Source organism: Streptomyces sp. NPDC050546 (assembly GCF_044457425.1).
GTDB lineage: Bacteria > Actinomycetota > Actinomycetes > Streptomycetales > Streptomycetaceae > Streptomyces.
In genome coordinates, this window is record NZ_JBITGX010000015.1 from 76,019 (window position 1) to 100,024 (window position 24,006).

Sequence of the window (24,006 nt, forward strand, 5' to 3'; positions counted from 1 at the left end):
GCAGTGCCGAGAGTTCTGTCAAGAGGGGCTGGCGCATGGATCTGCGGGTAGGGTGCTCGGCCCCATTCCTCTTGGGGTGACGGCACCTCCGTGCTATCGTTCGCACAACCCGCTGGTGCGACTGTGGCGCTGCGGCAGACACTCCGGCGAGCCCGCGCCGTCCTGGACGGACGGACAGCACAGGCGGCGTGGGCTCGCCGGGCTCGATCGCGGCCGCCACCGAGCACGTCGAAGGCGCCCGGAGCCGATCGCTCCGGGCGCCTCTCGCCATGAGGCCCCGCCCGTGGCGCGGCGTGACGGCGAAGAGCGGCGTGACGACGAAGAGCCGTCTCCGAACTCAGGCGGCCCCGGACCGAGCCTTCCCGCCCGCAGGTGGAGCCGTGCTGCCGCGCAGTACGAGCGAGCCGGGGGAGACCGAGGTGTAGGGGCCGTCGTTGCTCGGCTTGGTCTTGAGGCGGCGCATCATCCACAGCGCGCAGCCGGTGGCCATCTCCTGGATGGGCAGGCCGGTGGTGGTGAGTCCGGGGCCCCACCAGGAGAATCCGGGCTCGTCTCCGAATCCGACCACGGACAGCTCCTCGGGCACCTTCACGCCCTGCCCGGACAGCTCCTCGAGGACGCCCAGGGTGAGCTGGATCGAGCCCAGCACGAGCGCGGTGGGCGTGTCCGGCCCCTGGAGCAGCCGGCGCACCGTTTCGCGGCCGTGCTCCATCGACGACGGCGGTCCCAGTGCCGTGCGCCCCGCATCGTCCGGCAGGCCTCCTTCGCGCAGGGCGCTGCGGAAGCCGCGCAGCCGCTCCGCGCCCGTGGGCAGCTCTTCCGGGCCGCCGAGGTAGGCGATGCGGGTATGTCCCTGGGCCACCAGGTGGGCCGTGGCCCGGCGCAGCGCCTCGTGGTCGTCCACGCCGAACCACTGTGAACCGAGGGACGGGTGGCGGCGCAGGAGCTGCAAGTGAGGCAGGGCACGCAGGAGTTTGACGGACTCGCTGTGCGGGCGGGCGGTGGGCACGATGATGACGCCGGCCACGCGGTTCGCGGACAGCTCCCGCAGATGGCGCAGCTCCGCCGTCCGGTCGTCGTCGGTCTCCGAGAGCATCAGCTGGAAGCCCTCGGCCTCCATGTTCTTGGACAGCTCGTGCGCGATGGTCGAGTAGAAGCTGTTGCGGATGTCCGGGATCACCAGCGCCACCACGTTACTGGACGCTCCGCGCATCATCCGGGCCGCGCGGTTGCCGACGTAGCCCATGTCGGAAGCGGCCTGCCTGACGCGGAACTTCGTCTCCTCGCTGATGCGCGGATCGTCGGCGAGTGCCCGCCCCACCGTCGACACGGAGACTCCGAGGCGCTCGGCGATGTCCCTGGTCGTGATCACGTAAGGAGTCCCCTCGGCTGACTGTCCCGTGCCGTCACTGTGCGTGTGCCAACGATAGCAGTGACACGGTCGTGCTAACGTTAGCATCGCTGGATGGGCCGTGCAGCCGCCCTCGGCTGCCCAGTTGCGGAGGTGTCCGTGCGGATCGTCAGATATGCCGTCGGTGGTGTGCATTACTACGGAGAACTCGAACCCGGTGGCGTCACCATCGCCAGATACGAGGGTGATCCCTTCACCGGGCTTTCCCCCACGGGGCGCATCGACCAGGCCGCCGAGGCCGTCATTCTCCCGCCGGTCGAGCGCCCCCGGATTTTCGGGTTCGCCTACAACTACGCCTCACATGTCGACGAGACCGACCGTGAGATTCCCGAGGTTCCGGTGTGTTTCATGAAGCCGAGCACGGCGGTGGTGGGGCCGGGGGAGGCGATCGTGTATCCGGCCGATGGCGAACTCATCCATTTCGAAGGTGAGTTGGTGGTCGTCATCGGAAAGGAAGCGCGTCATGTGAAACCCTCCGAGGCGCCGGAGTACATCCTCGGCTATACCTGCGGCAACGACGTCAGCGACCGCGTCGTCCAGCGCAAGGAGAGCGCATTCGGAACGCTTCTCATCGGCAAGGGCCAGGACACCTTCGCTCCCCTCGGGCCCGTCATCGCGACCGGACTCGACCCTTCGGCGCTCTCCCTGACCACCCGGGTGAACGGCGCCGTCACGCAGTCCGCGAGCACGGCCGATCTGCTGCTGCCGGTTCCGGGAATCGTCAGCTACCTCAGCCGATATCTGACACTGCTGCCAGGAGACGTGATCATGACCGGCACACCTTCCGGTGTCGGTCCGATACGCCCGGGGGACGAGGTCGAAGTGGAGATCGAGGGCATCGGCGTGCTGCGCAATCCGGTCGTGGCCGAGAGCCGTTGACGGCCGGCCGCAGGCGTCGGCCACGATAGGGCCTGCCCACCGCTCGGCGGTGGGCAGGCCCTCGGTGTGCCGGCGGGTGTGCCGCTAGCGGATCGCGTTGTTGAACCGCGCGGGACGGACGAAGGCCAGTGCGGCGACGCCCGCCAGCGGGAGGACCGTGACCTGGAGCAACCCCGCCCGGCTCCAGCCGAAGGTCTCCACCAGGGCGGCGAAGAGCAGGCCCGAGAAGGCCGCCGGGCCGTAGTAGCTGCTGACGAAGAGCCCCGAGGCGCGTCCGATCTGCGACGGGCGCACGGCCCGCTGCATCGCGCTGTTGGTGTTGGGATAGACGAAGCCCAGTCCGAAGGCGCCCATGAGGAAGGCGAGTACGCACTGCGGCCCCACGGCGGCCCGCGTCTCGTAGATGCACATGCTGATGACCGAGACGGCCAGCAGGCTGAGGATCAGCAGATTGCGCTGGTTCACGCGGTCGCCGAGCCAGCCCCCGAGCACGGCCGTCATGCCCCCGAAGCCGAGGCAGCTCATGGCCAGAGCGGCCTGCCCGGCGGAGTAGTGCAGCGAGCTGATGAGGTAGGTCGGATACAGGCCGAGGAACCCGTAGACGGCCACGCCGCTGACGACGGAGTGGACGGTCAGGGCGATCGTGTTGCGGTTGTAGGCGGAGGCCGGCATGTAGTCGTAGGTCCTGGCGGAGGCGACCCGCTCGACGGAGCGCTCGGTCAGTCCGGCCTTGACGAGGAACAGGGAGGCGGCGGCGATCAGCAGCCCGGCCGTGCCGAACAGGTAGAAGGGCGCGTGCCAGGTGCCGTGCATGCTCATGAGCTCGACGCCGATCAGCGGGGCGATGAACACGCCGACGGAGTAGCCGACGCCGATCACCCCGAAGACGAGGCCGCGCCGGTGGGCGAAGTAGGCGCCCATCGCCGCGAAGATGGCGGCGGACTGCATGCCCTCACCGAAGCCGGAGACGACCCGGTACAGGGTCATGTCGGCGAGCCCGGTCGCCAGCGGTGTGGCCATCGTGCCCAGGGAGTAGATCACGATGCTGACCAGCAGGACCGTCTTGCGGCGGAAGCGGTCCAGGAGATAGCCCGCGGGCAGGCCGGCCAGGGCCATGCCGAGGGTGAAGTTCGTTGCCAGCAGCCCGCCCTGCTCCAGGGAGAACCCGTACTCCGCACGGATGTCGGGCAGCAGGGGCGGAAAGACCTGGCGGTCCATCGCGTTGACCATGTAGGAGAGGACGATCAGCAGAAAGCCGACCCCGGTCATGGCCCGGGAAAGGGGCGGACGGCTGTCTTCCGGTGTTCTGTCGGCGGGGACTGCGTCGAGGTCGGCTTGCGCTGTGTGAGTCATGGCGGCTCCTGAGGAGGAATGTGCCGCGGCAGGGCGCGGCGGACGCATCGCCGGTACGGGGTCCGTACCGGCGGCGGCAACGGAATGCGGTGAGGCGGGAAGCGGTGAGCTGAACACGGACTGCGTCGGCCGGGCGTCGGCGAGCGGCCGCCGGCCGGCGGCAAGGGGGCGATGTGCTGCCGTGCGGATCGGATACCGCATGCGGAATTCAGCCGTATTTCGCCCGTCGGGGACGTCCGTGGCTATGGCGTCTTCGACAGCCGGACTTCGTGCGGACTCTTATGGGGTCACACGGTCGGCATTGGCAGAACCATGGAGGCAAGTCCGTTGCGCGTCAAGATGTCGACGCCGGAATTCTTCGGCCTTCTCCGCTCTTCGCGCTCTTGACGAGTGGAAGTGCGCCAGTGCTATCGTTAGCATCACGTGGCTATGACAGAGTGATGCGACGTGTCCCGGCATCTCGCGACCCCGGGTGCGGCGCCCGAGACCGACCAAAAGTCGGGGGCGCCGGCACCCCACCCCAGCCCGGTGAACCTCTCCTATCTCACCCGCGCACGATTCTGCGAGGACGACCTTCCATGAAACCACCGAGCCGCCCCGGCACCGTGCTGCTCACCGACCACGCCTGGCCCGATGACTCCGTCGAGCGGTCCGTCGTCGAGCGGGCGGGCCACACCCTGGTGACCGGCCCCGCCGAACCCGCCTCCGCCGAGGTGATCGAGGAACTGGTCGCCGAGCACCGCCCCGCGGGCATCCTGACCTGCTGGGCGCCCGTCTCCGCCACCGCGATCGGCACCTCGCCGGAGCTGCGGGTCGTCGCCAGGCTCGGCGTGGGGCTGGACAACATCGCCGTGTCCACGGCCACCGAGCACGGGGTGTGGGTCACCAACGTGCCCGACTACTGCGTGGAGGAGGTCTCCGACCACGCCGTCGGCATGGTGCTCGCCTGGACCCGCGGACTGGCCGCGTTCGACCGGGAGGTCCGCGCGGGCCGCTGGAACCCCGCGAGTGCCCGGCTGCGCCGACTGGCGACGCTGACCTGCGGCGTCGTCGGCTACGGGAGGATCGGGCGGGCCACCACACGCAAGCTCGGCACTTTCGGCTGCCGGATACTGGCCCACGACCCGCACCCGCCGAAGGACGTCCCCGGTGTGGAGATGGTGGCGTTGGACGAACTGCTGCGCCGCAGTGACGTGGTGATCCTCCACCTGCCGCTCACACCGGAGACGTTCCATGTCATCGGAGCCGAACAGCTGGACCTGATGCGGCCGGGCGGTCTGCTGGTCAACGTCAGCCGGGGTGGCCTGGTCGACACGGATGCGGTGATCAAGGCGCTCGACAGCGGGCACCTGGACGGTGCCGCTTTCGACGTCCTGGAGACCGAGCCGCACGTCCCGGCGGGACTGTCGGCACAGCCCGGGGCGCTGCTCACCCCGCACGTCGCCTTCTCCTCCGACGCGTCGGTGACGGAACTGCGCCGCCGCGCCGCCGAGGAAGTCGTGCGCATCCTGGCGGACCAAGCGCCGGCTCACCCCTGCAACACCCCTCATGGCCTGCCCGCCGGTCCGGGTGAACGGCGATGAGCGCGGCTTCGGCGGAGGTCGGTCCTGGCCCCGTGCCCGACACCGCGCTGACGGACTTCCTGAGGGCCGAGGGTCTCGCCGTGCCCGGTGAGACCGCGACCTGGACACCATTGGCCGGCGGTGTCTCCTCCGACCTGTGGCGCGTGGACCTGCCGGGACGTTCCCTCTGCGTCAAACGCGCCCTGGCGAGGCTGAAGGTCGCGGCCGACTGGGAGGCACCGGTGTCGCGCAACGCCTGCGAATGGGCGTGGATGCGGTTCGCGTCCCGGCACCGCCCGGACAGCGTGCCGGAGCTGCTGGCCCACGACCCCGGAGCGGGCCTCTTCGCCATGGCCTACCTGCCCCCCGAGCGGTATCCGGTGTGGAAGGCGCAGTTGCTGTACGGCGAGGTGCGGGTGGCGACCGCTGCGGCGGTCGGGAAGCTGCTCGGCAGCCTGCACGCGGCCAGCGCGGGCGATGCCGCCCTCGCCGAGGAGTTCGCGACCGACGACAACTTCCACGCCCTGCGCATCGAGCCGTACCTGCTGGCCACCGCCGCCGCACACCCCGGCCTCGGCGATGTCCTCCAGGGCCTGGCCGACCGTACCGCCGGCACGCACCTTGTCCTGGTGCACGGAGACGTCAGCCCCAAGAACATCCTCGTCGGCCCGTCGGGGCCCGTGCTGCTGGACGCCGAGTGCGCCTGGTACGGGGACCCGGCCTTCGACCTCGCCTTCTGCGTCAACCACCTGCTCCTGAAGAGCTTGGTGGTACCGGGGGGCCGCGACGACCTCCTGCGGTCGGCTCGCGTGCTGGCCGCCGAGTACGTCGAGCGCGTCGACTGGGAGCCCCGCGCCGCCCTTCAGCAGCGCGCCGCGACCCTGCTGCCGGCGCTGCTGCTCGCGCGGGTGGACGGCAAGTCCCCCGTGGAGTACCTCACCCACGAGGGCCATCGGATGCATGTGCGCGCGGTCGCGTCGACGCTTCTGCGAGCGCCCGTGTCCACGGTCGCGGACGTCGTGGCCGCCTGGGAATCGGCCCTCGCGGCGCAGACCGAACCGGGCACGCGGCCCTGCTGACAACGGAAGCGACGGTCCGGTGACCGGCTCGACGGTCCGCCGGACGTCAGCGAGGAGAGACGTATGCGCAGAGTCGTCACCGGCCACGACGAGAACGGCAGGTCGGTCGTCGTCAGCGACGGCCCGATCCCGCGCAGCCGGGAGTTCACCAGCCTGCCGGGCTGGGTGTCCCGGCTGCCCTGGGCCACCGAACCCGGTCAGCGGCTCAGCAGGACCGGGGAGGACCCCACTCCCGAGGTCACCAGTCTGCTCCCGGCGCCCGGCGGCACGCGGTTCATCGTGCTGACCTTCCCGCCGGAATCGGCGCTGGCCGACCCGGCGTTCGACCCGGCGGCCTTCGATCAGGAGCAGCGGGCCGACTCGCCCGGCATCGCCGAGCTCATCGAACCCGACGGTATGCACGCCACGGCGACCGTGGACTACGGCATCGTGCTGACGGGCGAGATCGTTCTCGAACTGGACGACGGCCGGTGCACGCCGCTCTCGGCCGGGGACATCGTGGTCCAGAACGGCACCCGTCACGCCTGGCGCAACCGCAGTGGGCTGGCGGCAACGATGGCCTTCGTCCTCATCGGCGCGGACGACGGCTGAGCGACCGGCTGGGAGTCGTACCGGCGCGTCAGGGAGCGGCGTCGAGGTCCACCTCGATGTCCTCGGCGTCGGTCCAGAAGCCGTCGTCCGCGTCCTGGAGGCGGGCGGCGGCGTGATTCATGTGGAGGCGTGCGGCCGTACGGGCCGCCTCGGCGTCGCGCGCCTCGACGGCGGCGAGGATGGCGTGGTGCTCCGCCCGGACCGCTTCGATGAAGTCGTTCCGGCGTGCCTCGTTCGCCCGCGTGACGCGGATACCGCTGCGCGACACATCACCCAGGTACCGCAGGGTCGAGACCAGGACCGTGTTCCCGGTCGACTCGGCGATGGACCGGTGGTAGGCGAGGTCCTCGTCCACGCCGTCGCCGCCGGCCGCGACCGCCGAGGCGATCGCGTCCAGGGCCTGACGCATCCGTGCGAGGTCGAGGGGCGTGGCCCGGGTGGCCGCGAGATGGGCCGCCTCCCCCTCCATGGCACGGCGCACCTCCACGATCTGCAGCACCTTCGCCTTGGTGTCGGCGGCCTCCAGATCGAGCGGGCGGGTGCGGCGCGGCAGGACGAACACGCCGATGCCCTGACGCGGTTCGATCAGACCCGCGTTACGCAGCCGCGACAGGGCCTCGCGCACCACCGTGCGGCTGACGCCCAACTGCCTGACCAGCTCGACCTCGGTCGGCAGTCGGTCGCCCTCGGCCAGCCGCCCCGACTCGATCTCCTCCGAGAGGGTCGCGGCGACCTGATCCGCGAGCCGGACGGGACCGCTTACCTTGGAAAACATGGTTTTCAGTCTATAGGCCCGGGTCTGGTCGTTCCGCTGTCCGCTACGCCTTGACCAGGACCGCGTCGGGGTGGCCGGCGAGGTAGTCCCGCACCACCGATTCGAAGCTCGGGTCGGGCTCCAGCCCGAGCGCGGCGGCGCGCGTGTTGTCGAAGACGGAGGGCCACGATCCCACGACGGCCTCCACGTCCGGATCGGGCGCGACGGTCACCAGATCGGCCGCGGCGTCCCCCGCCACGCGCCGCAGCGTGGCCAGCATCTCGGCGACCGAGACCGTGAGCGCGGGGAGGTTGACGGGCAGTCCGCCGTCGAGCCGGCCCCGCCCGCCGCCGCGCTCGGCTTCCGCGACGCGGAGGATCCCCTCGACCGTGCGCCGCGGTGACGCCAGGGCCACCCGCAGGTCGGGGCGTACGGGGCAGATCGCCGGGAGTCCCGCGAGCGGCTCGCGGACGATGCCCGACAGAAAGCCGGAGGCGGCGGCGTTCGGCTTGCCGGGACGTACGGACACCGTCATCAGCCGGGCGACGCGCCCGTCGATGAAGCCCCGGCGTGTGTAGTCCGCGACCAGCTGCTCACAGATGAGCTTCTGGATCCCGTAGCTCGACCGGGGCGTGGGCAGCGTGGACTCGCTGACCACCGGCGGGAGCGGCAGTGCCGGGTCTGAGCCGTAGACCGCGACGCTGCTGGAGAACACCAGGCGCGGTGCCGGTCCGCCGGAGGCCGACTGGGCCCGGGCGGCTTCGAGGAGGGCGCGGGTGGTGTCCAGGTTGGCGCTCATCCCGAGATCGAAGTCGGCCTCGCACTCGGCGGAGACGGCCGCGGCGAGGTGGATCAGCACGTCCACCGGCTCCGCGAACACCTCGTCGAGACACTCGACCAGGTCACCCCGCACGATCTCCACCAGGGGATCAGCGGCCTGCGCCGCCCCGGGCGGGACGAAACGGTCGGTGAGCACCAGTTGATCGATCGGCGTACCACCGAGCGTCCGGGTCCTCAGCAGGGTGTCGGTGATCTCGCGTCCCAGAAAGCCGAAGCCGCCGGTGATGACGATCCTCATGCCTTGTCTCCTCGGTAGTGGTTCAGCCAGCCGAGTCCCTCGCTCGTGCCGGCCCGGGGGATGTACTCGCAGCCGATCCACCCGTCGAAGCCCAGGTCGTCGACGACGCCGAACAGATGCCGGACGTCGAGCTCGCCGCTGTCCGGCTCGTGGCGGTCCGGCACGCCGGCGATCTGCAGATGACCGACCCGGCCGGTCGGCAGGTCGCGGCGCAGCGTCGTCGTGAGATCGCCTTCGACGATCTGGCAGTGGTACAGGTCGAGTTGCACCTTGAGATTCGGAGCGCCCACCTCCTGTACCACCGCGTGGGCCTCCGCCTGCCGGGACAGGAAGTAGCCGGGCATGTCGCGGCCGTTGATCGGCTCGACCAGGATGTCGACGTCCGACTCGGCGGCCCGCTCCGCCGCCCACTCCAGGTTGGCCAGGTAGGTGTCGCGGTGCTGGGCCAGCTCCTTCGGAGTCAGGTCCGGCGGCACGAGACCGGCCATCACGTGCAGCCGCGGGCAGTCCAGTGCGGCTGCGTACTCGAGAGCTTGGGCGATCCCGGAGCGGACCTCCGTCTCGCGGCCGGGCAGTGCCGCGATGCCGCGTTCTCCGGACTCCCATGCCCCGGGAGGTGCGTTGAAGAGCACCTGCTCGAGGCCGTGGTCGTCCAGCCGGCGCCGCAACTCCTTGCTGTCGTGGGCGTAGGGGAAGAGGTATTCGACGGCGGTGAAGCCGTCCGCCGAGGCCGCGGCGAAGCGGTCGGGGAAGTCGTGCTCGGGATACATCATGGACAGGTTCGCTGCGAACCTCGGCATGCTGGCTCCTGTGAGGGGACCGGGAGGACCGGTCAGCGGTTGACGGTCTGCTTGTCGGTGGTGAGCACCGCGGCGGCGCCGACGACGAGACTGAGCGCCAGGACGTACATCGGGAGCGATGTCGAGCCGGTGGCGTCCTTCACCGCGCCGATCATGTAGGGACTGACGAAGCCGGCGAGGTTGCCGACCGAGTTGATCACGGCGAGGCCGACCGCGGCGGCGGTACCGCCGAGGAACGCGGTGGGCAGCGACCAGAACAGCGGCGAGCAGGTCAGCACACCGGCCGCGGCGACGGACAGCGCGACCAGGGACAGTGCGGTGGACCCGGACCAGCCGGCCGCAAGCGAGAAGCCGACGGCGCCCATGAGGCTCGGGACGACCAGGTGCCAGCGCCGCTCGCGGTGCTTGTCCGCCGAACGCCCGAACAGGTTCATCGCGACGAGAGCCGCCAGGAACGGCACCGCGCTGAGCACGCCGATCGCGAGGTTCCCCTCGATGCCCGTGGACTCGATGAACGTGGGCATCCAGAAGGTCAGGGCGTACTGCCCCATCACGAAGCAGAAGTAGATGAGGCACATCAGCCACACCTTCGGCTCGCGGAAGGCGTCCCAGACCCGGCCGTGCACGGTCTGGTGCGTGGCGTCCTCGGCGATCGCCCGCTCGACGACGTCCTTCTCCTCGTCGGTGAGCCACTTCGCGTCGCGCACGCTGTTGTCGAGGTAGAACAGGGTGGCCACGCCGATCAGGAGGGCGGGGATCGCCTCCAGCAGGAACATCCACTGCCAGCCCTGCCAGCCGTTCACACCCTGGAACCGGTCCATGATCCAGCCGGACAGCGGGTTGCCGAAGATGCCGGCCACCGGGATGGCGGACATGAACATCGCGATCACCCGGGCCCGACGCCGCGACGGGAACCAGTACGTGCAGTACAGGATCACCCCCGGGTAGAACCCCGCCTCGGCGGCACCGAGGAGAAACCGCAGGACGTAGAACATCGTCTCGTTGTGGACGAACATGAACGACGCCGAGACGACGCCCCAGCTGATCATGATCCGGGCGATCCAGGTGCGGGCGCCGACGCGTTGCAGCATCAGGTTCGACGGCACCTCGAAGAGGAAGTAGCCGATGAAGAACAGGCCGGCGCCGAGGCCGTACGCCGCCTCGCTGAACCCGAGGTCGTCGGACATCTGGAGCTTCGCGAAGCCGACGTTGACCCGGTCCAGGTAGGAGACGACGTAACAGAGGACGAGGAAGGGGACGATACGCCGTACGACCTTGCGGAAGACGGCGTTCTCACGGGCGGCGTCGGGGGCGGTGGACGCCGATATAGGCATGGACATGGCGATCCTTTGAGCGGCTCAGGGGAATTCTCCGGCAGGGGAGAAGGGGTTCACCACGCGGCGTTGAACGTGGACCTCAGTTCATCGAGCGCGTGATCGGGGAGCGGCTCGGGGCGACGGTCGGTCAGGAGCCAGAGACGTGCCGTCTCCTCGAGTTCTTCGAGGACGGCGAGAGCGGTGGCCGCGTCGGGGCCCCAGACCACGGGGCCCAGCCGGTCCAGCAGCACCGCCCTGATGGGCGTGCGGCTCGCTGCGTGGTCGGCGATGAGGGCGGTCACCAGGTCGGCCACGCGGGGGTCGCCGGGCCGGTGGTAGGGGATGAGCGGGACGTGCCCGACCTTCATCACGTAGTACGGCGTGACGGGCGGCAGCACGTCCTCGGCGCTCCACACACCGGCCAGCGTGAGCGCGACCAGGTGTGTGGAGTGGGTGTGGACGACGAACCGGGCCGTGGGGTCGGCGGCGCAGATGCGCCGGTGGAGCGTCAGGGTCTTGCTGGCACGGTCGCCCGCGACCTGTTCACCTGCGGCGTCGACCAGCGCCAGGCGGCCGGGTTCGAGGAATCCCAGGGCGGCGTCGGTGGGCGTGATCAGATGGTGGTCGCCGACCTTGGCGCTGATGTTGCCCGCGCTGGCGTGGACGTAGCCCCGGGCGAACAGGCTGGTGCCCACCCGGACGATCTCGTCGCGGGCCTGCTCGACGCCTTCGTCAAGCGCTGTCGGCTGCGGATTCATACGGCCTCCTCGTCCAGGAGCGCGAAGGAGCGGGTGAAGAAGTCGGGCCCGCCGAAGTTGCCGGACTTGAGCGTGATGTGGAGTGTGTCTCCGCCCGGAAGCGCCGCCGCGCACCAGGGCACTCCGGGGTCGATCTGCGGCCCGATCCGGAGGCCGGTGATGCCGAGCGCCTGGACGACCGCCCCCGAGGTCTCACCTCCCGCGACGACCAGTCGGCGCACGCCGCGCTCCACGAGCCCCTGGGCGACGCGGGCGAGCGTCCGCTCCACGAGCTCACCGGCTTCGGCGGCACCCAGCCGGCCCTGGACGGTCCGGACCGTGTCGGCGGACTCGGTGGAGTAGACGAGCACCGGACCGTCGTCCAGGTGCGACTCGGCGAAGGCCAGGGCCTGCCCGACCACGTCCTCGCCGGCGGCCACGCGCAGCGGGTCCACGCTGAAGGCGGGCCGTCCTGTGCGCAGGTACTCGAGGACCTGACGGTTGGTGGCAGTCGAGACCGAGCCGGAGACGACGGCTCGGTGACCGCCGGGAGGCGGCAGTTCCGCGGCGGCGCGGGTCGGCTTGAACCCCCAGTTGGCGGGCAGGCCGATCGCCAGCCCCGAGCCGGCGGTCACCAGCGGGAACCCCTGGACGGCCGCGCCAAGGCGCACCAGGTCGTCGTTGGAGACGGCGTCGACGACGGCGAGCCCGAAGCCGCCCTCACGCAGGGCGTCGACGCGGGCTCGGATGGCCTCGACGCCGTCGGCGACGACCGTGTGGTCGATGAGGCCGACCTGCCGCGTGGTCTGCGCGCCGAGGACGGAGACCAGGTTGGAGTCGGTCATCGGGGTGAGCGGGTGGTGGCGCATGCCGCTGTCGCTGAGCAGCACGTCGCCGACGAAGAGATGCCCCTTGAAGATCGTGCGCCCGTTGTCGGGGAACGCCGGCGTCGCGACCGTGAAGCCGGTGCCCAGCGCGTCCATCAGGGCCTCGGTCACCGGCCCGATGTTGCCGGCCGGAGTCGAGTCGAAGGTGGAGCAGTACTTGAAGTAGATCTGCTCGGCGCCCAGGGACCGCAGCCAGGCCAGTGCCCGCAGCGACGCCTCGACGGCGTCGGCCGCCGGGACGGTCCGCGACTTGAGGGCGATGACCACCGCGTCCGCGTCGATCGCCTCCTCGACGCCGGCCGGTGGTGTGTCGATCAGCTGGACCACCCGCATGCCCGCGCGCACCAGGTTGTTGGCGAGGTCCGTGGCACCGGTGAAGTCGTCGGCGATGCATCCGAGACGGATTCCCATGTCAGGCCTCCACCGGCTTCGGCAGGTCGACGCCCGGGAAGATCTTGATGACCGCGCTGTCGTCCTCGGCGCCCAGTCCGGACGCCGAGGCCTGGAGGAACATCTGGTGGGCGGTCGCGGCAAGGGGGAGAGGGAACCGCTCCGGCCGGGCGGCGTCCAGCACGAGCCCGAGGTCCTTGACGAAGATGTCGACGGCCGACAGCGGCGTGTAGTCACCGTCGAGCACATGGGCCATGCGGTTCTCGAACATCCAGGAGTTGCCGGCGCTGTGCGTGATGACCTCGTAGAGCGCCTCGGCGGGAACGCCCGCCTTGATGCCGAGGGCCATCGCCTCGGCCGCGGCGGCGATGTGCACGCCCGCCAGCAGCTGATTGACGATCTTGACCTTCGAGCCTAGCCCCGCGTGCTCGCCCAGGCGGTAGACGGTGCTGCTCATGGCCTCGAGCACCGGGTCGGCGAGGGCGTACGCCTCGATGGAGCCCGACGTCATCATGGTGAGTTCACCGGCCGCGGCGCGAGCGGCGCCGCCGGAGATGGGAGCGTCCAGGTACAGCACGCCCCGTTCGGCCAGGCGGCCTTCGAGCGCGGCGGACCAGCCCGGATCGACCGTGGAGCACATGACGAAGACGGAGCCGGGGCGGAGCCGGCCGGCCGCGCCCCCGGCACCGAACAGCACGGTCTCGACCTGCGCGGCGTTCACCACCACACCGACCAGGACGTCCACCGCGGCCGCCAGCTCGCCACAGGTCCCGAACGCCGTCCCGCCGTCGCGGGCGAAGTCCGCGGCCGTCTCAGGACGCAGGTCGTGAACGCCGACGTCGTACCCTGCCGCCCGCAGGCTCCGGGCCATTCCGAGGCCCATGGCTCCTAGACCCACCACGCCCACGCGCGGTCGTTCGGGCTTGTTCTGGTCGCTCATGCCCATCCTCGCCTTGCTGTGCCGTCCGGAAGGCGGTTGCACTCAACCGCCCGCCGCGAGATCAGGTCATATGATGACCTGAGGACAGCAAAATGCGACGTGTGATGTCCGTCACTCACCCTCTTCGCGTGGGGGCGCCTCACCTCGGCGGGTACGGCATGGAGAAGATCGACCTGCCAGTCCACCAGCTCCTGGAAGGAACCGACGAGATCATGCGCGTCATCGCGGCCCGAGGCCTGACGGAGGCACTCGGATGACCGACGTCCAGTTCCGTACGACGGGCCGTGCCGCCCACATCCTCCTCAACCGGCCCAAAGCCCTCAACGCCCTCACTCACGCCATGGTGCGCCGCATCGACGAGGCCCTGACCGACTGGGAGCGGGACCCGGCCGTCGAGACCGTCGTCATCACCGGAGCGGGGGAGCGCGGCCTGTGCGCGGGCGGCGACATCCGCGGTATCCACGACGACGCCCGTGACGGGGACGGCACCGCCTCGGCCGCGTTCTGGCACGCCGAGTACCACCTCAACGCCCGCATCGCCCGCTACCCCAGGCCCTACGTCGCCGTCATGGACGGCATCGTCATGGGCGGCGGCGTCGGTGTCTCCGCGCACGGCAGCGTCCGTGTCGTCACCGAGCGGTCGAGGATCGCCATGCCCGAGACCGGCATCGGCTTCGTCCCGGACGTCGGCGGCACCTATCTGCTCGGCCGCGCCCCGGGCGAACTCGGCACCCACCTCGCGCTGACGGGCGCCCAGATCGGCGCCGGTGACGCACTGCTGTGCGGCCTCGCCGACCACTACGTACCCTCCGAGGCGCTGGGGCGGTTCGTCGACGACCTCGCCGAGATGCCCGTAGAGCAAGCCCTGGACCGGCATGTGGAGCCCGCACCGGAAGGGGAACTGGCGGGACAGCGGGAGTGGATCGACTCCTGCTTCGCCTCCGGCACGGTCGAGGAGATCGTCGAGCGGCTGCTCGCGCACGGCGACCCGGCGGCCAAGGAAACCGCCGAGACCCTGCTGGCCAGGTCGCCCACTTCGCTCAAGGTCACCCTCACCGCCCTGCGCCGCGCCCGCCGGCTCGGCTCGCTGGAGCGGGTGCTGGAGCAGGAGTACCGGGTCTCCTGCGCGTCCCTGACCACGCCCGACCTGGTCGAGGGGATCCGCGCCCAGGTCATCGACAAGGACCGCGAACCCCGCTGGTCACCGGCGACTCTCGGCGAGGTCACCGACGCCGACGTGGAGCGCTTCTTCGCACCCCTCGGCGAGCGCGAACTCGGCCTCGACGGATCCGAGTAGAGGCCGGGCACGGCCGCGGGCTGGTGCGACGTGGTGTGCGACAAGGGCCGGGGAAAGGCGTACCCGAGCACAGCTGTGCTGGTAGGCGCCCAGTAGAGTGCCCCTCTGTCGCCACGACAGCTGCCCCCGAATCCCGAGGTACCGCGCAGTGAACCCCGCACGTCCCGCACCGACCGCCGCCGTGACCGTTGTCGGGATCGGGGCCGACGGCTGGGAGGGCCTGACGGACGTCTCTCGTGCCGCGCTGAGCGAGGCCGAGGTCCTGATCGGCGGCCCGCGTCAGCTGGACCTGCTGCCTCCGCACTGCGCCGGGGAGCGGATCGCCTGGCCCTCGCCCCTGCGTCCCGCGGTCCCCGGCCTGCTCGCGGCACACGCCGGCCGCCGGATCGCCGTACTGGCCAGCGGGGACCCCATGTTCTACGGCATCGGACGCGCCCTCGCGGAGGAGGTCGGGGAAGCGGGCGCCCTGCGCGTCCTGCCCCACCCCTCCTCCGTCTCCCACGCCGCCGCCCGCCTCGGCTGGCCGCTGGAGGACGTCGAGGTCGTCACGCTCGTCGGCCGGCCCGCCGCCCGTCTCGCCGCCGCCCTGCACGACGGCCGGCGGATCCTCGTCCTCAGCGCGGGCGCCGGCACACCCGGCGAGGTCGCCGCCCTGCTGCGGGACCGGGGATTCGGGGCGAGCCGGATGCGGGTCCTGGAGCAACTCGGCGGCGCGCGGGAGCGCATGACCGACGAGGCCACCGCGGACGACTGGCCGGAGGCGCGGCCACCCGGCGACCCCCTCAACATCGTCGCCGTCACCTGCCACCGCGCCCCGGACGCCCCGCGCCTCGGCGCCGTGCCCGGCCTCCCGGACGACGCGTACGAGCACGACGGGCAGCTCACCAAGCGGCACGTCCGCGCCGTCACGCTCGGCACACTCGCCCCCGCCCCCGGGGAACTGCTGTGGGACATCGGAGGCGGCTCGGGCTCGATCGCCATCGAGTGGATGCGCACCCACCCCTCGTGCCGCGCGATCACCGTCGAGCGGGACCCGGTGCGCGCCGCACGCATCATCCGCAACGCCGACCGCCTCGGCGTGCCCGGCCTGCGGGTCGTCACGGGCGCCGCGCCCGCCGCCCTGGCCGAACTGCCCCCGCCCGACGCCGTGTTCGTCGGCGGCGGTCTCACCGCGCCCGGCCTCCTCGACGCCTGCTGGGAGGCCCTGCCGGCCGGTGGGCGGCTGGTCGCCAACACCGTGACGCTGGAGTCCGAGGCGCTCCTCGCCGGCGCCCACCGTCGTCACGGCGGCGAACTGGTGCGGCTCGCGGTGGCGCACGCGGTGCCCGTGGGCGGCTTCACCGGGTGGCGGCAGGCGATGCCCGTGACCCAGTGGGCCGTACAGAAGACCCTCGACACCCCTTCGGGAGCCAACAGATGACCGTGTACTTCATCGGCGCCGGACCCGGTGCCGCCGATCTGATCACCGTGCGCGGCGCCCGCACCCTCGGGGCCTGCCGGGTCTGCCTCTACGCGGGCAGCCTGGTCCCGCGCGAGCTGCTGGCCGAATGTCCGCCGGACGCGCGGCTGGTGGACACCGCGCAGCTCACCCTGGACGAGATCACCGCCGAACTGGTCCGCGCCCACGACGAGGGGCACGACGTGGCGCGGCTGCACTCCGGGGACCCGTCGGTGTTCAGCGCGGTCGCCGAGCAGATGCGACGGCTGGACGCGGCCCAAGTGCCCTACGAGGTGGTCCCGGGCGTCCCGGCCTTCGCCGCCGCGGCGGCGGCCCTGAAACGGGAGCTGACCGTGCCCACCGTCGGCCAGACCGTGATCCTCACCCGCGTCGCCCAGCGTGCCACCGCCATGCCCGACGGGGAGGACCTGGCCACCCTCGGCCGCAGCGGCGCGCTGATCGTGCTGCACCTGGCCGCCGGTTACGTGGACCGCGTGGTCGGCGAACTCCTCCCGCACTACGGCGCCGACTGCCCGGCCGCCGTCGTCGCCTACGCCTCCCGTCCGGACGAGGTGATCATCCGCGGCACCCTCGACGAGATCGCCGGGAAGACCAAGGAGGCCGGTGTGCTGCGCACGGCCGTGATCATGGTCGGGCGGACGCTGGGGGCGGAGGGGTTCCGGGACAGCCACCTCTACTCGGCGGAGCGGGAGCGTCACGTGTGCTGAACGGCTCGGGGAGGCACTTCCGGCACCCGGGCGCTCAGGCCACGGAGCTGCGCCTTCAGGCCACCGAGCTGCGCCCCACCACCGTGCCCGCCCGGTCGATGCAGATCACGTCCACCGTGACCGGCGCACCGCGCAGCACGGCCAGCGCCTCGTCACGAGCGGTCCTGGCGACCAGGTCACCCAGCGGCACACCGGCGGCCATGCACGACTGCAGGGCCGCGAGACCGGTGTTGGCCTCGGCCACCTCGGCCCGCAGCGCCTCGTCCGCACCGCCCTGCCGGGCCAGTTCGGCGAGGAAGCCCTTGTCGACCTGGGAACGGCCGGAGTGCAGGTCGAGATGGCCGGCGGCGAGCTTGGACAGCTTGGCGAAGCCACCGCAGATCGTCAGACGGTGCACGGGATGGCGGCGGATGTACTTCAGCACGGCGCCCGCGAAGTCGCCCATGTCGAGCAGGGCGTCCTCGGGCAGCCCGTACTCGGCGACGACCGTCTTCTCCGACGTCGAACCGGTGCACCCGGCGACATGCCTACGGCCCGCGGCCCGCGCCACGTCCACACCCCGGCGGATGGAGTCGATCCACGCCGAGCAGGAGTACGGCACCACGATCCCGGTGGTGCCGAGGACGGACAGGCCGCCCAGGATGCCCAGCCGCGGGTTCCAGGTGGAGCGGGCGATCTCCTCGCCGTGGTCGACGGAGACGGTGATCTCTACGTCGCCGCTGCCACCGTGCCGGGCGGCGACCTCGGCCACGTGCTCGCGCATCATCCGGCGGGGCACGGGGTTCACGGCGGGCTCGCCGACCGGCAGCGGCAGGCCGGGGCGGGTGATCGTCCCGACCCCGGGCCCCGCCCTGAAGACCACCCCGGCCCCGGCGGGCAGCCGCCGTACCGTGGCCCGGACCAGCGCGCCGTGCGTGACATCCGGGTCGTCGCCCGCGTCCTTCACGACGCCCGCCATCGCGTATCCGGCGCCCAGCTCCTCGGCCGCCAGCGCGAACGACGGCGTCTGCCCCTTGGGCAGGGTGATCGTCACCGGGTCGGGGTACTCCCCGGTCAGCAGCGCCGTGTACGCGGCCGTCGTGGCCGCCGTCGCACAGGCGCCGGTGGTCCACCCGTGCCGCAGGCCGGTGTGCTCCAGCTGGGCCCTGCGGCCACCCTTCACTTCGCTGCTCATGAACGGACCTGGACTCCCATGCACGTACTGATACTCGGCGGGACCACGGAAGCCCGCCGCCTCGCCGAACTGCTCCACGGCACACCCGGCCTGACCGTGACCAGCTCCCTCGCCGGGCGGGTGGCCGGCCCCCGGCTGCCCCCGGGCGAGGTCCGGATCGGCGGCTTCGGCGGCGTGGAGGGGCTGACCGCGTGGCTCACCGAGCACCGGGTGGACGCACTCATCGACGCCACCCACCCTTTCGCAGGGACGATCAGTTTCCACGCGGCACGGGCCGCCGCCACAGCCCATGTTCCCCTGCTCGCGGTGCGGCGCCCCGGCTGGGTCCCGGTAGCCGGTGACGACTGGCGCGAGGTCGGCTCCCTGGACGAGGCCGCGACGCTGCTGCCCACGCTCGGCCGCCGCGTGTTCCTCACCACCGGGCGCATGGGCCTGGCCGCCTTCGCCGCCCTGGACGACCTGTGGTTCCTCGTCCGTTCCGTCGACGCGCCCGAGGCCCCCCACCCGCTCCGCATGGAGGTACTGCTCGACCGCGGCCCCTTCACCCTCGACGGCGAGCGCGAGCTGCTGCGCCGCCATCGCGTCGACGTCGTCGTGACGAAGGACAGCGGAGGAGCCGCCACGGCACCCAAGCTCACGGCCGCGCGGGAGGCCGGGCTGCCGGTGGTCGTGGTCCGCAGGCCGCCGGTTCCCGGAGAGGTGGAGGTGGTGGGGGAGCCGGAGGAAGCGGTCCGGTGGATCAGGAGCCGGCGCACTTTCCCGGCTGCTGGCTGAAACCTGACGGGGGCTTTGCCGCCTCGGTCTTGTACCTGCAACATGCTCGCAGAAGTCTGGAGGGTGCGGCTGAGAACAGCCGATCGCCGACACGTAAGGCCCGCGCCTCCATGACCATCGCTCACGCATCCGCCCGCACCACGATGACCCGCAAGGAGTGGACGAGCCTCGGCGGAATGGCCGCGTTCATCCTCGCGCTGCACCTCATCGGCTGGTTCACGCTCGTGGTGATCGTCGCCCCGGAGCACTACAGCCTGGGCGAGCGGACCTTCGGCATCGGGATCGGCGTCACGGCCTACACCCTGGGCATGCGGCACGCCTTCGACGCCGATCACATCGCCGCCATCGACAACACGACCCGCAAGCTGATGAGCGAGGGGCAACGCCCCCTGTCGGTCGGCTTCTGGTTCTCGCTCGGGCACTCCTCGATCGTCTTCCTCCTCGCCTTCCTGCTCTCCCTCGGCGTGAAGGCACTGGCCGGACCGGTCGCGAACGACGACTCCACCCTGCACGGTCTCGCCGGCTGGATCGGCACCACCGTCTCCGGGACGTTCCTGTACATCATCGCGATCATCAACCTGGTGATCATGGTGGGGATCTGGAAGGTCTTCCGGCAGATGCGCTCGGGCCACTTCGACGAGGCGGCACTGGAGGAGCAGCTCGACAACCGGGGGTTCATGAACCGCGTCCTCGGCCGCCTGATGAAGTCGATCACCAAGCCGTGGCAGATGTACCCCCTGGGCCTGCTCTTCGGCCTGGGCTTCGACACGGCGACCGAGATCGCCCTGCTGGTGCTGGCCGGTTCGGGCGCGGCGTCCGGCCTGCCCTGGTACGCGATCCTGTGCCTGCCGGTCCTGTTCGCGGCCGGCATGTCGCTGCTCGACACCATCGACGGCACGTTCATGAACTTCGCCTACGGCTGGGCGTTCTCCAAGCCGGTCCGCAAGGTCTACTACAACCTCACCGTCACCGGCCTGTCGGTCGCCGTGGCCCTCCTCATCGGCACGGTCGAACTGCTCGGCCTGATCGCGGAGAAGGCGGATCTGCACGGCCCGTTCTGGGACTGGGTGTCCGGCCTGGACCTGAACGTCATCGGCTACGTCATCGTGGGGCTGTTCTTCGCCACCTGGGCCGTGGCCCTGGTGGTGTGGAAGGCCGCCCGCATCGAGGAGAAGTGGACGGCGGGCCTGGCGCGGACCACCCCGGCCCCCGCCTCGGCCGCTGCCCCGGCCCCTGCCTCGGCCGCTGTCCCGGCCGAGGAGGGCTGACCCGCGGCGCCGCCGCCCGCGCTCACGCCTCCGGATAGCGCCGAGGGGTCCAGACGATCTCCTCGCCGTCCCCGCGCCGTACGGCCCGCGTCTGCGAGGACCCGACCAGCAGGATCGTGCGCATGTCGACCTCGGCCGGGTCCAGGTCGGCCAGCCGCACGATCCGGACCCGCTCACCCGAGCCGCCCACGTCCCGTGCCACCACCACCGGGGTGTCCGGCGCCCGGTGCTCCAGCAGCAGCTCCCGTGCCTTGCCCACCTGCCAGGTACGGCTGCGGGAACCGGGGTTGTACAGCGCCAGCACCAGGTCGGCCGAGGCGGCCGCGCCCAGCCGCTCGGCGATGACCTCCCACGGCTTGAGCCGGTCGGAGAGCGAGAGGACGGCGTAGTCGTGCCCGAGCGGGGCGCCCGCGCGGGCCGCCGCCGCGTTGGCGGCCGTCACACCCGGCAGCACCCGCACCACGACGTCCGCGTACTCCTTCTGCGACGCGACCTCCAGCACGGCCGTCGCCATGGCGAAGACGCCCGGGTCGCCGCCCGAGACGACCGCGACCCGCCGCCCGCGCCGGGCCAGATCCAGGGCGAACTCGGCGCGCTCCGACTCGACCCGGTTGTCCGAACCGTGCCGGACCTGCCCGGGACGTCGCGGCACCCGGTCGAGATAGGTCGTGTAGCCGACCAGGTCGTCGGCGGCGGCCAGCGCACCCCGCGTCTCGGGCGTCAGCCACAGCGGACCGGCAGGCCCGGTACCGACCACCACGACCTCGCCCCGCTCCCGGGCCTCGGGCCGCTCGGCGTCGACCCGGCTGGGCAGCACGGCCACCGAGAAGTACGGCACCGACTCCGGGTCCACGTCCGCCAGTTCGGCGAGCCGCTCCCCGGCCATGGTGGCCCGCTCGACATAGCGGGCCTCGCCGAGCCGCCCCGAACTCTCCAGCGCGCCGCGCACCTTGGTGAAGGTCCGCCCCAGCTTCATCACCACGGCCACGTCGGTCGCGGCGAGCCGTGCGGTCAGCTCCTCCTCCGGCAGCGTGCCCGGCAGGATGGTCAGCACCTCCTCGCCCTCGGCGAGCGGGGTGCCCAGCCGGGCTGCGGCGGCGGACACGGACGTGACGCCGGGGACGACCTCGGTGTCGTAGCGGTCGACCAGCCGCTTGTGCATGTGCATGTAGGAGCCGTAGAAGAGCGGATCGCCCTCGGCGAGGACCGCGACCGTCCGTCCCGCGTCCAGGTGCGCGGCGAGCCGCGCCGACGCCTCGGCGTAGAACTCCTCCATCGCGCCCTTGTAGCCACCGGGGTGGTCGGTGGTCTCGGTCGTGACCGGGTAGACCAGCCGCTCCTCGATGTGGTCGGCGCGGATGTGCTTCGCCGCGATCGAGCGCGCGATGGAACGGCCGTGCCGCGCACTGTGGTACGCGATCACGTCCGCCTCGGCGATGGCCTCCACGGCCCGTACGGTCATCAGGGACGGGTCACCGGGGCCGAGCCCCACCCCGTACAGCTTGCCGCTCACTCTTCCTCACTCGCGATCGCGTTGAGCGCGGCGGCCGCGATGGCACTGCCCCCGCGTCGGCCGCGCACGACCAGGTGCTCCAGGCCCGACGGGTGTGCGGCCAGCGCGTCCTTGGACTCGGCGGCCCCGACGAAACCGACCGGGACACCGATGACGGCGGCAGGCCGGGGCGCCCCCTCCTCGATCATCTCCAGCAGCCGGAACAGGGCGGTGGGCGCGTTGCCGACGGCGACCACCGAGCCCTCCAGCCGGTCCCGCCACAGCTCCATCGCGGCGGCGCTGCGCGTGGTGCCCAGCTTCGCCGCCAGCTCCGGCACGGACGGGTCGGAGAGCGTGCACAGCACGTCGTTGCCGGCGGGCAGCCGCTTGCGCGTCACACCGCTGGCCACCATCTGTACGTCGGTGAAGATGGGCGCGCCGCCGCGCAGGGCCTCACGGGCGCGGGCCACGACGGCCGGGGTGTAGGCCAGGTCCCGTACGAGGTCGACCATCCCGCAGGCGTGGATCATCCGGACCGTGACCTGGCTGACGTCGGCGGGCAGGGCCGTGAGGTCCGCCTCCGCGCGGATGGTGGCGAAGGACTGGCGGTAGATGGCCGGGCCGTCCTTCTCGTAGTCGTACGTGGTCACGGTGTCCTTCTCGCTGCCTTCGGTCGTCGTAGGGGTCATGTCGTCGTAGGTGTCATCAGATGATCGCCGCCAGGGCGCCGGCGAGTCGGGCGGGGTCGTCGATCGAGGTGGTCGCGGGTTTCCGGCCGCTCACGGCGGTGGAGAGCAGGTAGCCGCCTTCCGGAGCGGCGACCACATCGACGCGGTCGCCCCGGGGGTGCCCGCAGCGGCGTTCGCACCCGGACCAGTACAAGGGGAGGCCTCCCGGCCCGATCGCGTCGAGGGCCCCGGCCGCGTCGGCCCGTACGTCCGCCCGTGACTTGGCGCAGCCGGGCCTGCCGATACAGGCGCCGACGCGCAGCCAGGGGGAGCCGGGATCGGTGACGAGGCCGGTGGCGGCGAGCCGGGCGAGGGATTCGTCCGGGTCCGTTCCATGTGTGGGAAGAACCACACCGCGCCACGGGGTGAGACGCAGCTCACCGTCGGCGACGTGCGTCAGTTCACGCCACTGCTGCGCCGAGAGCCGTCCCAGGGGAACGTGTACGGAGAGGCCGGCCCCGATGGCTCCGGGTGGCGGGCCGGCCGTGCGTCCGGTCTCCCGGTCCCGCCGCTGGTGCCGGACACCCTCCGCTCGCAGCCGCCGACCGACCGCCTCGAGCAACTCGCCGCCGGAAAGCGACAGTTCATCCACGCGCCAGACACGGTCCCCGCTCGTCCGGGCCGCCTCCAGGAAGGCCTCCGCGGCCACCAGCGCCGCCCGGGCCGCTTCCGCGACACCGACGTGCAGCGCCTCTCCGGCCGTCCCGAGCGCGAGTTCCGCGCCGCCGTCCGCCGTCGCCCGTACCGTCACATCGGCATCGAGTCCGGCCACGTCGCCGCGTCCGTCGTCGAGGGCGAACAGAAAGCGTCCCGACAGGTCACGCGCCGCCTCGCTCGCGCACAACGCCGTGTCCAGGGCCGTCAGCCAGGGGCGTACGTCCAGCACGCCCCGCCCGTCGAGACCGGACAGCGGCGAGGCCACGATGTTGCGCACCCGCTCGTGCCCACGCGAGGGCAGCAGCCCGGCCGCGTCCAGCAACTCGGCCAGCTCCCCGGCGCATCCGCCGGGCAGACCCCGCAGTTGCGCGTTGCCGCGTGAGGTCAGATGCAGGTCTCCGTCGCCCAGCCGTTCGGCCGCGGCCACGAGAGTCTCCGCCTGCGCAACGGTCAGCACACCGCCGGGAATCCGGACGCGAGCGAGCGCTCCGTCGTCCGCCGCGTGCAGCCGCAGCGTCCCCGGACAGGCGTCACCGCGGTCGCGTGGGACCGCTGTGGCCTGGGTCGATGAGCGCTGGGCAGCCGTGGACATGGCGGCGAGCATACCTACCATCACACCTGGTGTATGCCGTGCCCTCTTCCCCTGGCACTTACTATGATCGCGGCGGATCAT

The 24,006-nt window shown here is 71.6% G+C and carries 23 protein-coding genes; 10 read left to right on the plus strand and 13 right to left on the minus strand.

The window, feature by feature from the left end; all coding sequences use genetic code 11:
• Nucleotides 1–337: 337 nt before the first annotated feature.
• Nucleotides 338–1,372 carry a LacI family DNA-binding transcriptional regulator gene (locus ACIBK5_RS32145; RefSeq protein WP_399025047.1) on the minus strand — a complete coding sequence of 345 codons (1,035 nt, stop codon included), beginning with the start codon at nucleotides 1,370–1,372 and terminating at the stop codon, nucleotides 338–340.
• A 93-nt stretch (nucleotides 1,373–1,465) separates the two neighbouring features.
• Here ACIBK5_RS32145 and ACIBK5_RS32150 point away from each other — a divergent pair, with 93 nt between their 5' ends.
• Nucleotides 1,466–2,290 (plus strand): fumarylacetoacetate hydrolase family protein, encoded by an 825-nt coding sequence (locus tag ACIBK5_RS32150; protein WP_399025049.1) that lies wholly within the window; start codon nucleotides 1,466–1,468, stop codon nucleotides 2,288–2,290.
• Between the two features lie 84 nt (nucleotides 2,291–2,374).
• On the opposite strand, the gene ACIBK5_RS32155 is transcribed toward ACIBK5_RS32150, so the two are convergent.
• Nucleotides 2,375–3,643 (minus strand): MFS transporter, encoded by a 1,269-nt coding sequence (locus ACIBK5_RS32155; RefSeq protein WP_399025051.1) that lies wholly within the window; start codon nucleotides 3,641–3,643, stop codon nucleotides 2,375–2,377.
• A gap of 578 nt (nucleotides 3,644–4,221) precedes the next feature.
• Here ACIBK5_RS32155 and ACIBK5_RS32160 point away from each other — a divergent pair.
• The 3 genes from ACIBK5_RS32160 (at nucleotide 4,222) to ACIBK5_RS32170 (ending at nucleotide 6,875) form a co-directional block, all read left to right on the plus strand.
• The gene (locus ACIBK5_RS32160; protein WP_399025053.1) at nucleotides 4,222–5,226 is read left to right on the plus strand and encodes a C-terminal binding protein; all 1,005 of its coding nucleotides are present in this window, start codon (nucleotides 4,222–4,224) and stop codon (nucleotides 5,224–5,226) included.
• Nucleotides 5,223–6,284 carry a phosphotransferase family protein gene (locus ACIBK5_RS32165; RefSeq protein ID WP_399025055.1) on the plus strand — a complete coding sequence of 354 codons (1,062 nt, stop codon included), beginning with the start codon at nucleotides 5,223–5,225 and terminating at the stop codon, nucleotides 6,282–6,284. Before ACIBK5_RS32160 ends, ACIBK5_RS32165 begins: the two co-directional genes overlap by 4 nt.
• A gap of 63 nt (nucleotides 6,285–6,347) precedes the next feature.
• Nucleotides 6,348–6,875: a cupin domain-containing protein gene (locus tag ACIBK5_RS32170; RefSeq protein ID WP_399025057.1), complete on the plus strand. Its 528-nt coding sequence runs from the start codon at nucleotides 6,348–6,350 to the stop codon at nucleotides 6,873–6,875.
• 28 nt (nucleotides 6,876–6,903) lie between these two features.
• On the opposite strand, the gene ACIBK5_RS32175 is transcribed toward ACIBK5_RS32170, so the two are convergent.
• Genes ACIBK5_RS32175 through ltnD form a run of 7 tightly spaced genes read right to left on the minus strand, consistent with a single transcriptional unit; the run spans nucleotide 6,904 to nucleotide 13,777 of the window.
• Entirely contained in the window at nucleotides 6,904–7,650 is a 747-nt protein-coding gene (locus tag ACIBK5_RS32175) for a FadR/GntR family transcriptional regulator (protein ID WP_399025059.1), read from the minus strand.
• Nucleotides 7,651–7,693: 43 nt separating this feature from the next.
• The gene (gene denD, locus ACIBK5_RS32180) at nucleotides 7,694–8,707 is read right to left on the minus strand and encodes a D-erythronate dehydrogenase (RefSeq protein ID WP_399025062.1); all 1,014 of its coding nucleotides are present in this window, start codon (nucleotides 8,705–8,707) and stop codon (nucleotides 7,694–7,696) included.
• Nucleotides 8,704–9,507, minus strand: coding sequence for a 2-oxo-tetronate isomerase (gene otnI / locus ACIBK5_RS32185; RefSeq protein ID WP_399025064.1), 804 nt, complete (start codon nucleotides 9,505–9,507; stop codon nucleotides 8,704–8,706). Before otnI ends, denD begins: the two co-directional genes overlap by 4 nt.
• A 32-nt stretch (nucleotides 9,508–9,539) precedes the next feature.
• Entirely contained in the window at nucleotides 9,540–10,841 is a 1,302-nt protein-coding gene (locus ACIBK5_RS32190) for an MFS transporter (RefSeq protein ID WP_399025066.1), read from the minus strand.
• A 56-nt stretch (nucleotides 10,842–10,897) separates the two neighbouring features.
• Nucleotides 10,898–11,581, minus strand: a complete 684-nt coding sequence (locus tag ACIBK5_RS32195) for an aldolase (RefSeq protein ID WP_399025068.1) — start codon at nucleotides 11,579–11,581, stop codon at nucleotides 10,898–10,900.
• Nucleotides 11,578–12,858 (minus strand): 3-oxo-tetronate kinase, encoded by a 1,281-nt coding sequence (gene otnK / locus ACIBK5_RS32200; RefSeq protein WP_399025070.1) that lies wholly within the window; start codon nucleotides 12,856–12,858, stop codon nucleotides 11,578–11,580. Before otnK ends, ACIBK5_RS32195 begins: the two co-directional genes overlap by 4 nt.
• Before the next feature lies 1 nt (nucleotide 12,859).
• Nucleotides 12,860–13,777, minus strand: a complete 918-nt coding sequence (gene ltnD, locus ACIBK5_RS32205) for an L-threonate dehydrogenase (RefSeq protein ID WP_399025072.1) — start codon at nucleotides 13,775–13,777, stop codon at nucleotides 12,860–12,862.
• Nucleotides 13,778–13,905: 128 nt separating this feature from the next.
• Here ltnD and ACIBK5_RS32210 point away from each other — a divergent pair, with 128 nt between their 5' ends.
• The 4 genes from ACIBK5_RS32210 to cobM all read left to right on the plus strand — a co-directional run bounded on the left by ACIBK5_RS32210 (nucleotide 13,906) and on the right by cobM (nucleotide 17,240).
• Nucleotides 13,906–14,034: a hypothetical protein gene (locus ACIBK5_RS32210; protein WP_399025313.1), complete on the plus strand. Its 129-nt coding sequence runs from the start codon at nucleotides 13,906–13,908 to the stop codon at nucleotides 14,032–14,034.
• Nucleotides 14,031–15,074 carry an enoyl-CoA hydratase/isomerase family protein gene (locus ACIBK5_RS32215; RefSeq protein WP_399025075.1) on the plus strand — a complete coding sequence of 348 codons (1,044 nt, stop codon included), beginning with the start codon at nucleotides 14,031–14,033 and terminating at the stop codon, nucleotides 15,072–15,074. The genes ACIBK5_RS32210 and ACIBK5_RS32215 overlap by 4 nt, the downstream gene beginning before the upstream one ends.
• Nucleotides 15,075–15,222: 148 nt before the next feature.
• Entirely contained in the window at nucleotides 15,223–16,494 is a 1,272-nt protein-coding gene (gene cbiE, locus ACIBK5_RS32220) for a precorrin-6y C5,15-methyltransferase (decarboxylating) subunit CbiE (protein ID WP_399025076.1), read from the plus strand.
• The gene (cobM, locus tag ACIBK5_RS32225; protein WP_399025078.1) at nucleotides 16,491–17,240 is read left to right on the plus strand and encodes a precorrin-4 C(11)-methyltransferase; all 750 of its coding nucleotides are present in this window, start codon (nucleotides 16,491–16,493) and stop codon (nucleotides 17,238–17,240) included. Before cbiE ends, cobM begins: the two co-directional genes overlap by 4 nt.
• Before the next feature lie 55 nt (nucleotides 17,241–17,295).
• On the opposite strand, the gene ACIBK5_RS32230 is transcribed toward cobM, so the two are convergent.
• Nucleotides 17,296–18,414: a cobalt-precorrin-5B (C(1))-methyltransferase gene (locus tag ACIBK5_RS32230; RefSeq protein ID WP_399025080.1), complete on the minus strand. Its 1,119-nt coding sequence runs from the start codon at nucleotides 18,412–18,414 to the stop codon at nucleotides 17,296–17,298.
• Nucleotides 18,415–18,432: 18 nt separating this feature from the next.
• Here ACIBK5_RS32230 and ACIBK5_RS32235 point away from each other — a divergent pair, with 18 nt between their 5' ends.
• Together ACIBK5_RS32235 and ACIBK5_RS32240 are read left to right on the plus strand one after the other, a co-directional pair.
• Nucleotides 18,433–19,188, plus strand: a complete 756-nt coding sequence (locus ACIBK5_RS32235) for a cobalt-precorrin-6A reductase (protein WP_399025082.1) — start codon at nucleotides 18,433–18,435, stop codon at nucleotides 19,186–19,188.
• Nucleotides 19,189–19,298: 110 nt separating this feature from the next.
• A complete protein-coding gene (locus tag ACIBK5_RS32240; RefSeq protein ID WP_399025084.1) occupies nucleotides 19,299–20,456 on the plus strand; it encodes a HoxN/HupN/NixA family nickel/cobalt transporter in 1,158 nt (385 codons plus the stop codon).
• A gap of 22 nt (nucleotides 20,457–20,478) precedes the next feature.
• Here the strand turns inward: ACIBK5_RS32240 and ACIBK5_RS32245 are convergent, their stop codons facing one another.
• The 3 genes from ACIBK5_RS32245 to cobG are packed head-to-tail and all read right to left on the minus strand — an operon-like array spanning nucleotide 20,479 to nucleotide 23,937.
• The gene (locus tag ACIBK5_RS32245; RefSeq protein ID WP_399025086.1) at nucleotides 20,479–21,969 is read right to left on the minus strand and encodes a precorrin-2 C(20)-methyltransferase; all 1,491 of its coding nucleotides are present in this window, start codon (nucleotides 21,967–21,969) and stop codon (nucleotides 20,479–20,481) included.
• Nucleotides 21,966–22,637: a precorrin-8X methylmutase gene (locus ACIBK5_RS32250; RefSeq protein ID WP_399025088.1), complete on the minus strand. Its 672-nt coding sequence runs from the start codon at nucleotides 22,635–22,637 to the stop codon at nucleotides 21,966–21,968. Before ACIBK5_RS32250 ends, ACIBK5_RS32245 begins: the two co-directional genes overlap by 4 nt.
• A gap of 16 nt (nucleotides 22,638–22,653) precedes the next feature.
• Nucleotides 22,654–23,937: a precorrin-3B synthase gene (gene cobG / locus ACIBK5_RS32255; RefSeq protein WP_399025300.1), complete on the minus strand. Its 1,284-nt coding sequence runs from the start codon at nucleotides 23,935–23,937 to the stop codon at nucleotides 22,654–22,656.
• Between the last annotated feature and the right edge of the window lie 69 nt (nucleotides 23,938–24,006).

Excerpts from the sequence above, each read along its gene's own strand:
- ACIBK5_RS32235 (WP_399025082.1), top strand. The coding sequence starts at position 18,433 with ATGCACGTACTGATACTCGGCGGGACCACGGAAGCCCGCCGCCTCGCC.
- ACIBK5_RS32190 (WP_399025066.1), bottom strand. The coding sequence starts at position 10,841 with ATGCCTATATCGGCGTCCACCGCCCCCGACGCCGCCCGTGAGAACGCC.
- ACIBK5_RS32175 (WP_399025059.1), bottom strand. The coding sequence starts at position 7,650 with ATGTTTTCCAAGGTAAGCGGTCCCGTCCGGCTCGCGGATCAGGTCGCC.
- ACIBK5_RS32150 (WP_399025049.1), top strand. The coding sequence starts at position 1,466 with ATGGGCCGTGCAGCCGCCCTCGGCTGCCCAGTTGCGGAGGTGTCCGTG.
- ACIBK5_RS32165 (WP_399025055.1), top strand. The coding sequence starts at position 5,223 with ATGAGCGCGGCTTCGGCGGAGGTCGGTCCTGGCCCCGTGCCCGACACC.
- ACIBK5_RS32195 (WP_399025068.1), bottom strand. The coding sequence starts at position 11,581 with ATGAATCCGCAGCCGACAGCGCTTGACGAAGGCGTCGAGCAGGCCCGC.
- cobG (WP_399025300.1), bottom strand. The coding sequence starts at position 23,937 with ATGCTCGCCGCCATGTCCACGGCTGCCCAGCGCTCATCGACCCAGGCC.
- ACIBK5_RS32155 (WP_399025051.1), bottom strand. The coding sequence starts at position 3,643 with ATGACTCACACAGCGCAAGCCGACCTCGACGCAGTCCCCGCCGACAGA.
- ACIBK5_RS32240 (WP_399025084.1), top strand. The coding sequence starts at position 19,299 with ATGACCATCGCTCACGCATCCGCCCGCACCACGATGACCCGCAAGGAG.
- ACIBK5_RS32160 (WP_399025053.1), top strand. The coding sequence starts at position 4,222 with ATGAAACCACCGAGCCGCCCCGGCACCGTGCTGCTCACCGACCACGCC.
- ACIBK5_RS32230 (WP_399025080.1), bottom strand. The coding sequence starts at position 18,414 with ATGAGCAGCGAAGTGAAGGGTGGCCGCAGGGCCCAGCTGGAGCACACC.
- otnI (WP_399025064.1), bottom strand. The coding sequence starts at position 9,507 with ATGCCGAGGTTCGCAGCGAACCTGTCCATGATGTATCCCGAGCACGAC.
- ACIBK5_RS32170 (WP_399025057.1), top strand. The coding sequence starts at position 6,348 with ATGCGCAGAGTCGTCACCGGCCACGACGAGAACGGCAGGTCGGTCGTC.
- ACIBK5_RS32215 (WP_399025075.1), top strand. The coding sequence starts at position 14,031 with ATGACCGACGTCCAGTTCCGTACGACGGGCCGTGCCGCCCACATCCTC.
- cobM (WP_399025078.1), top strand. The coding sequence starts at position 16,491 with ATGACCGTGTACTTCATCGGCGCCGGACCCGGTGCCGCCGATCTGATC.
- ltnD (WP_399025072.1), bottom strand. The coding sequence starts at position 13,777 with ATGAGCGACCAGAACAAGCCCGAACGACCGCGCGTGGGCGTGGTGGGT.
- otnK (WP_399025070.1), bottom strand. The coding sequence starts at position 12,858 with ATGGGAATCCGTCTCGGATGCATCGCCGACGACTTCACCGGTGCCACG.
- ACIBK5_RS32250 (WP_399025088.1), bottom strand. The coding sequence starts at position 22,637 with ATGACCCCTACGACGACCGAAGGCAGCGAGAAGGACACCGTGACCACG.
- denD (WP_399025062.1), bottom strand. The coding sequence starts at position 8,707 with ATGAGGATCGTCATCACCGGCGGCTTCGGCTTTCTGGGACGCGAGATC.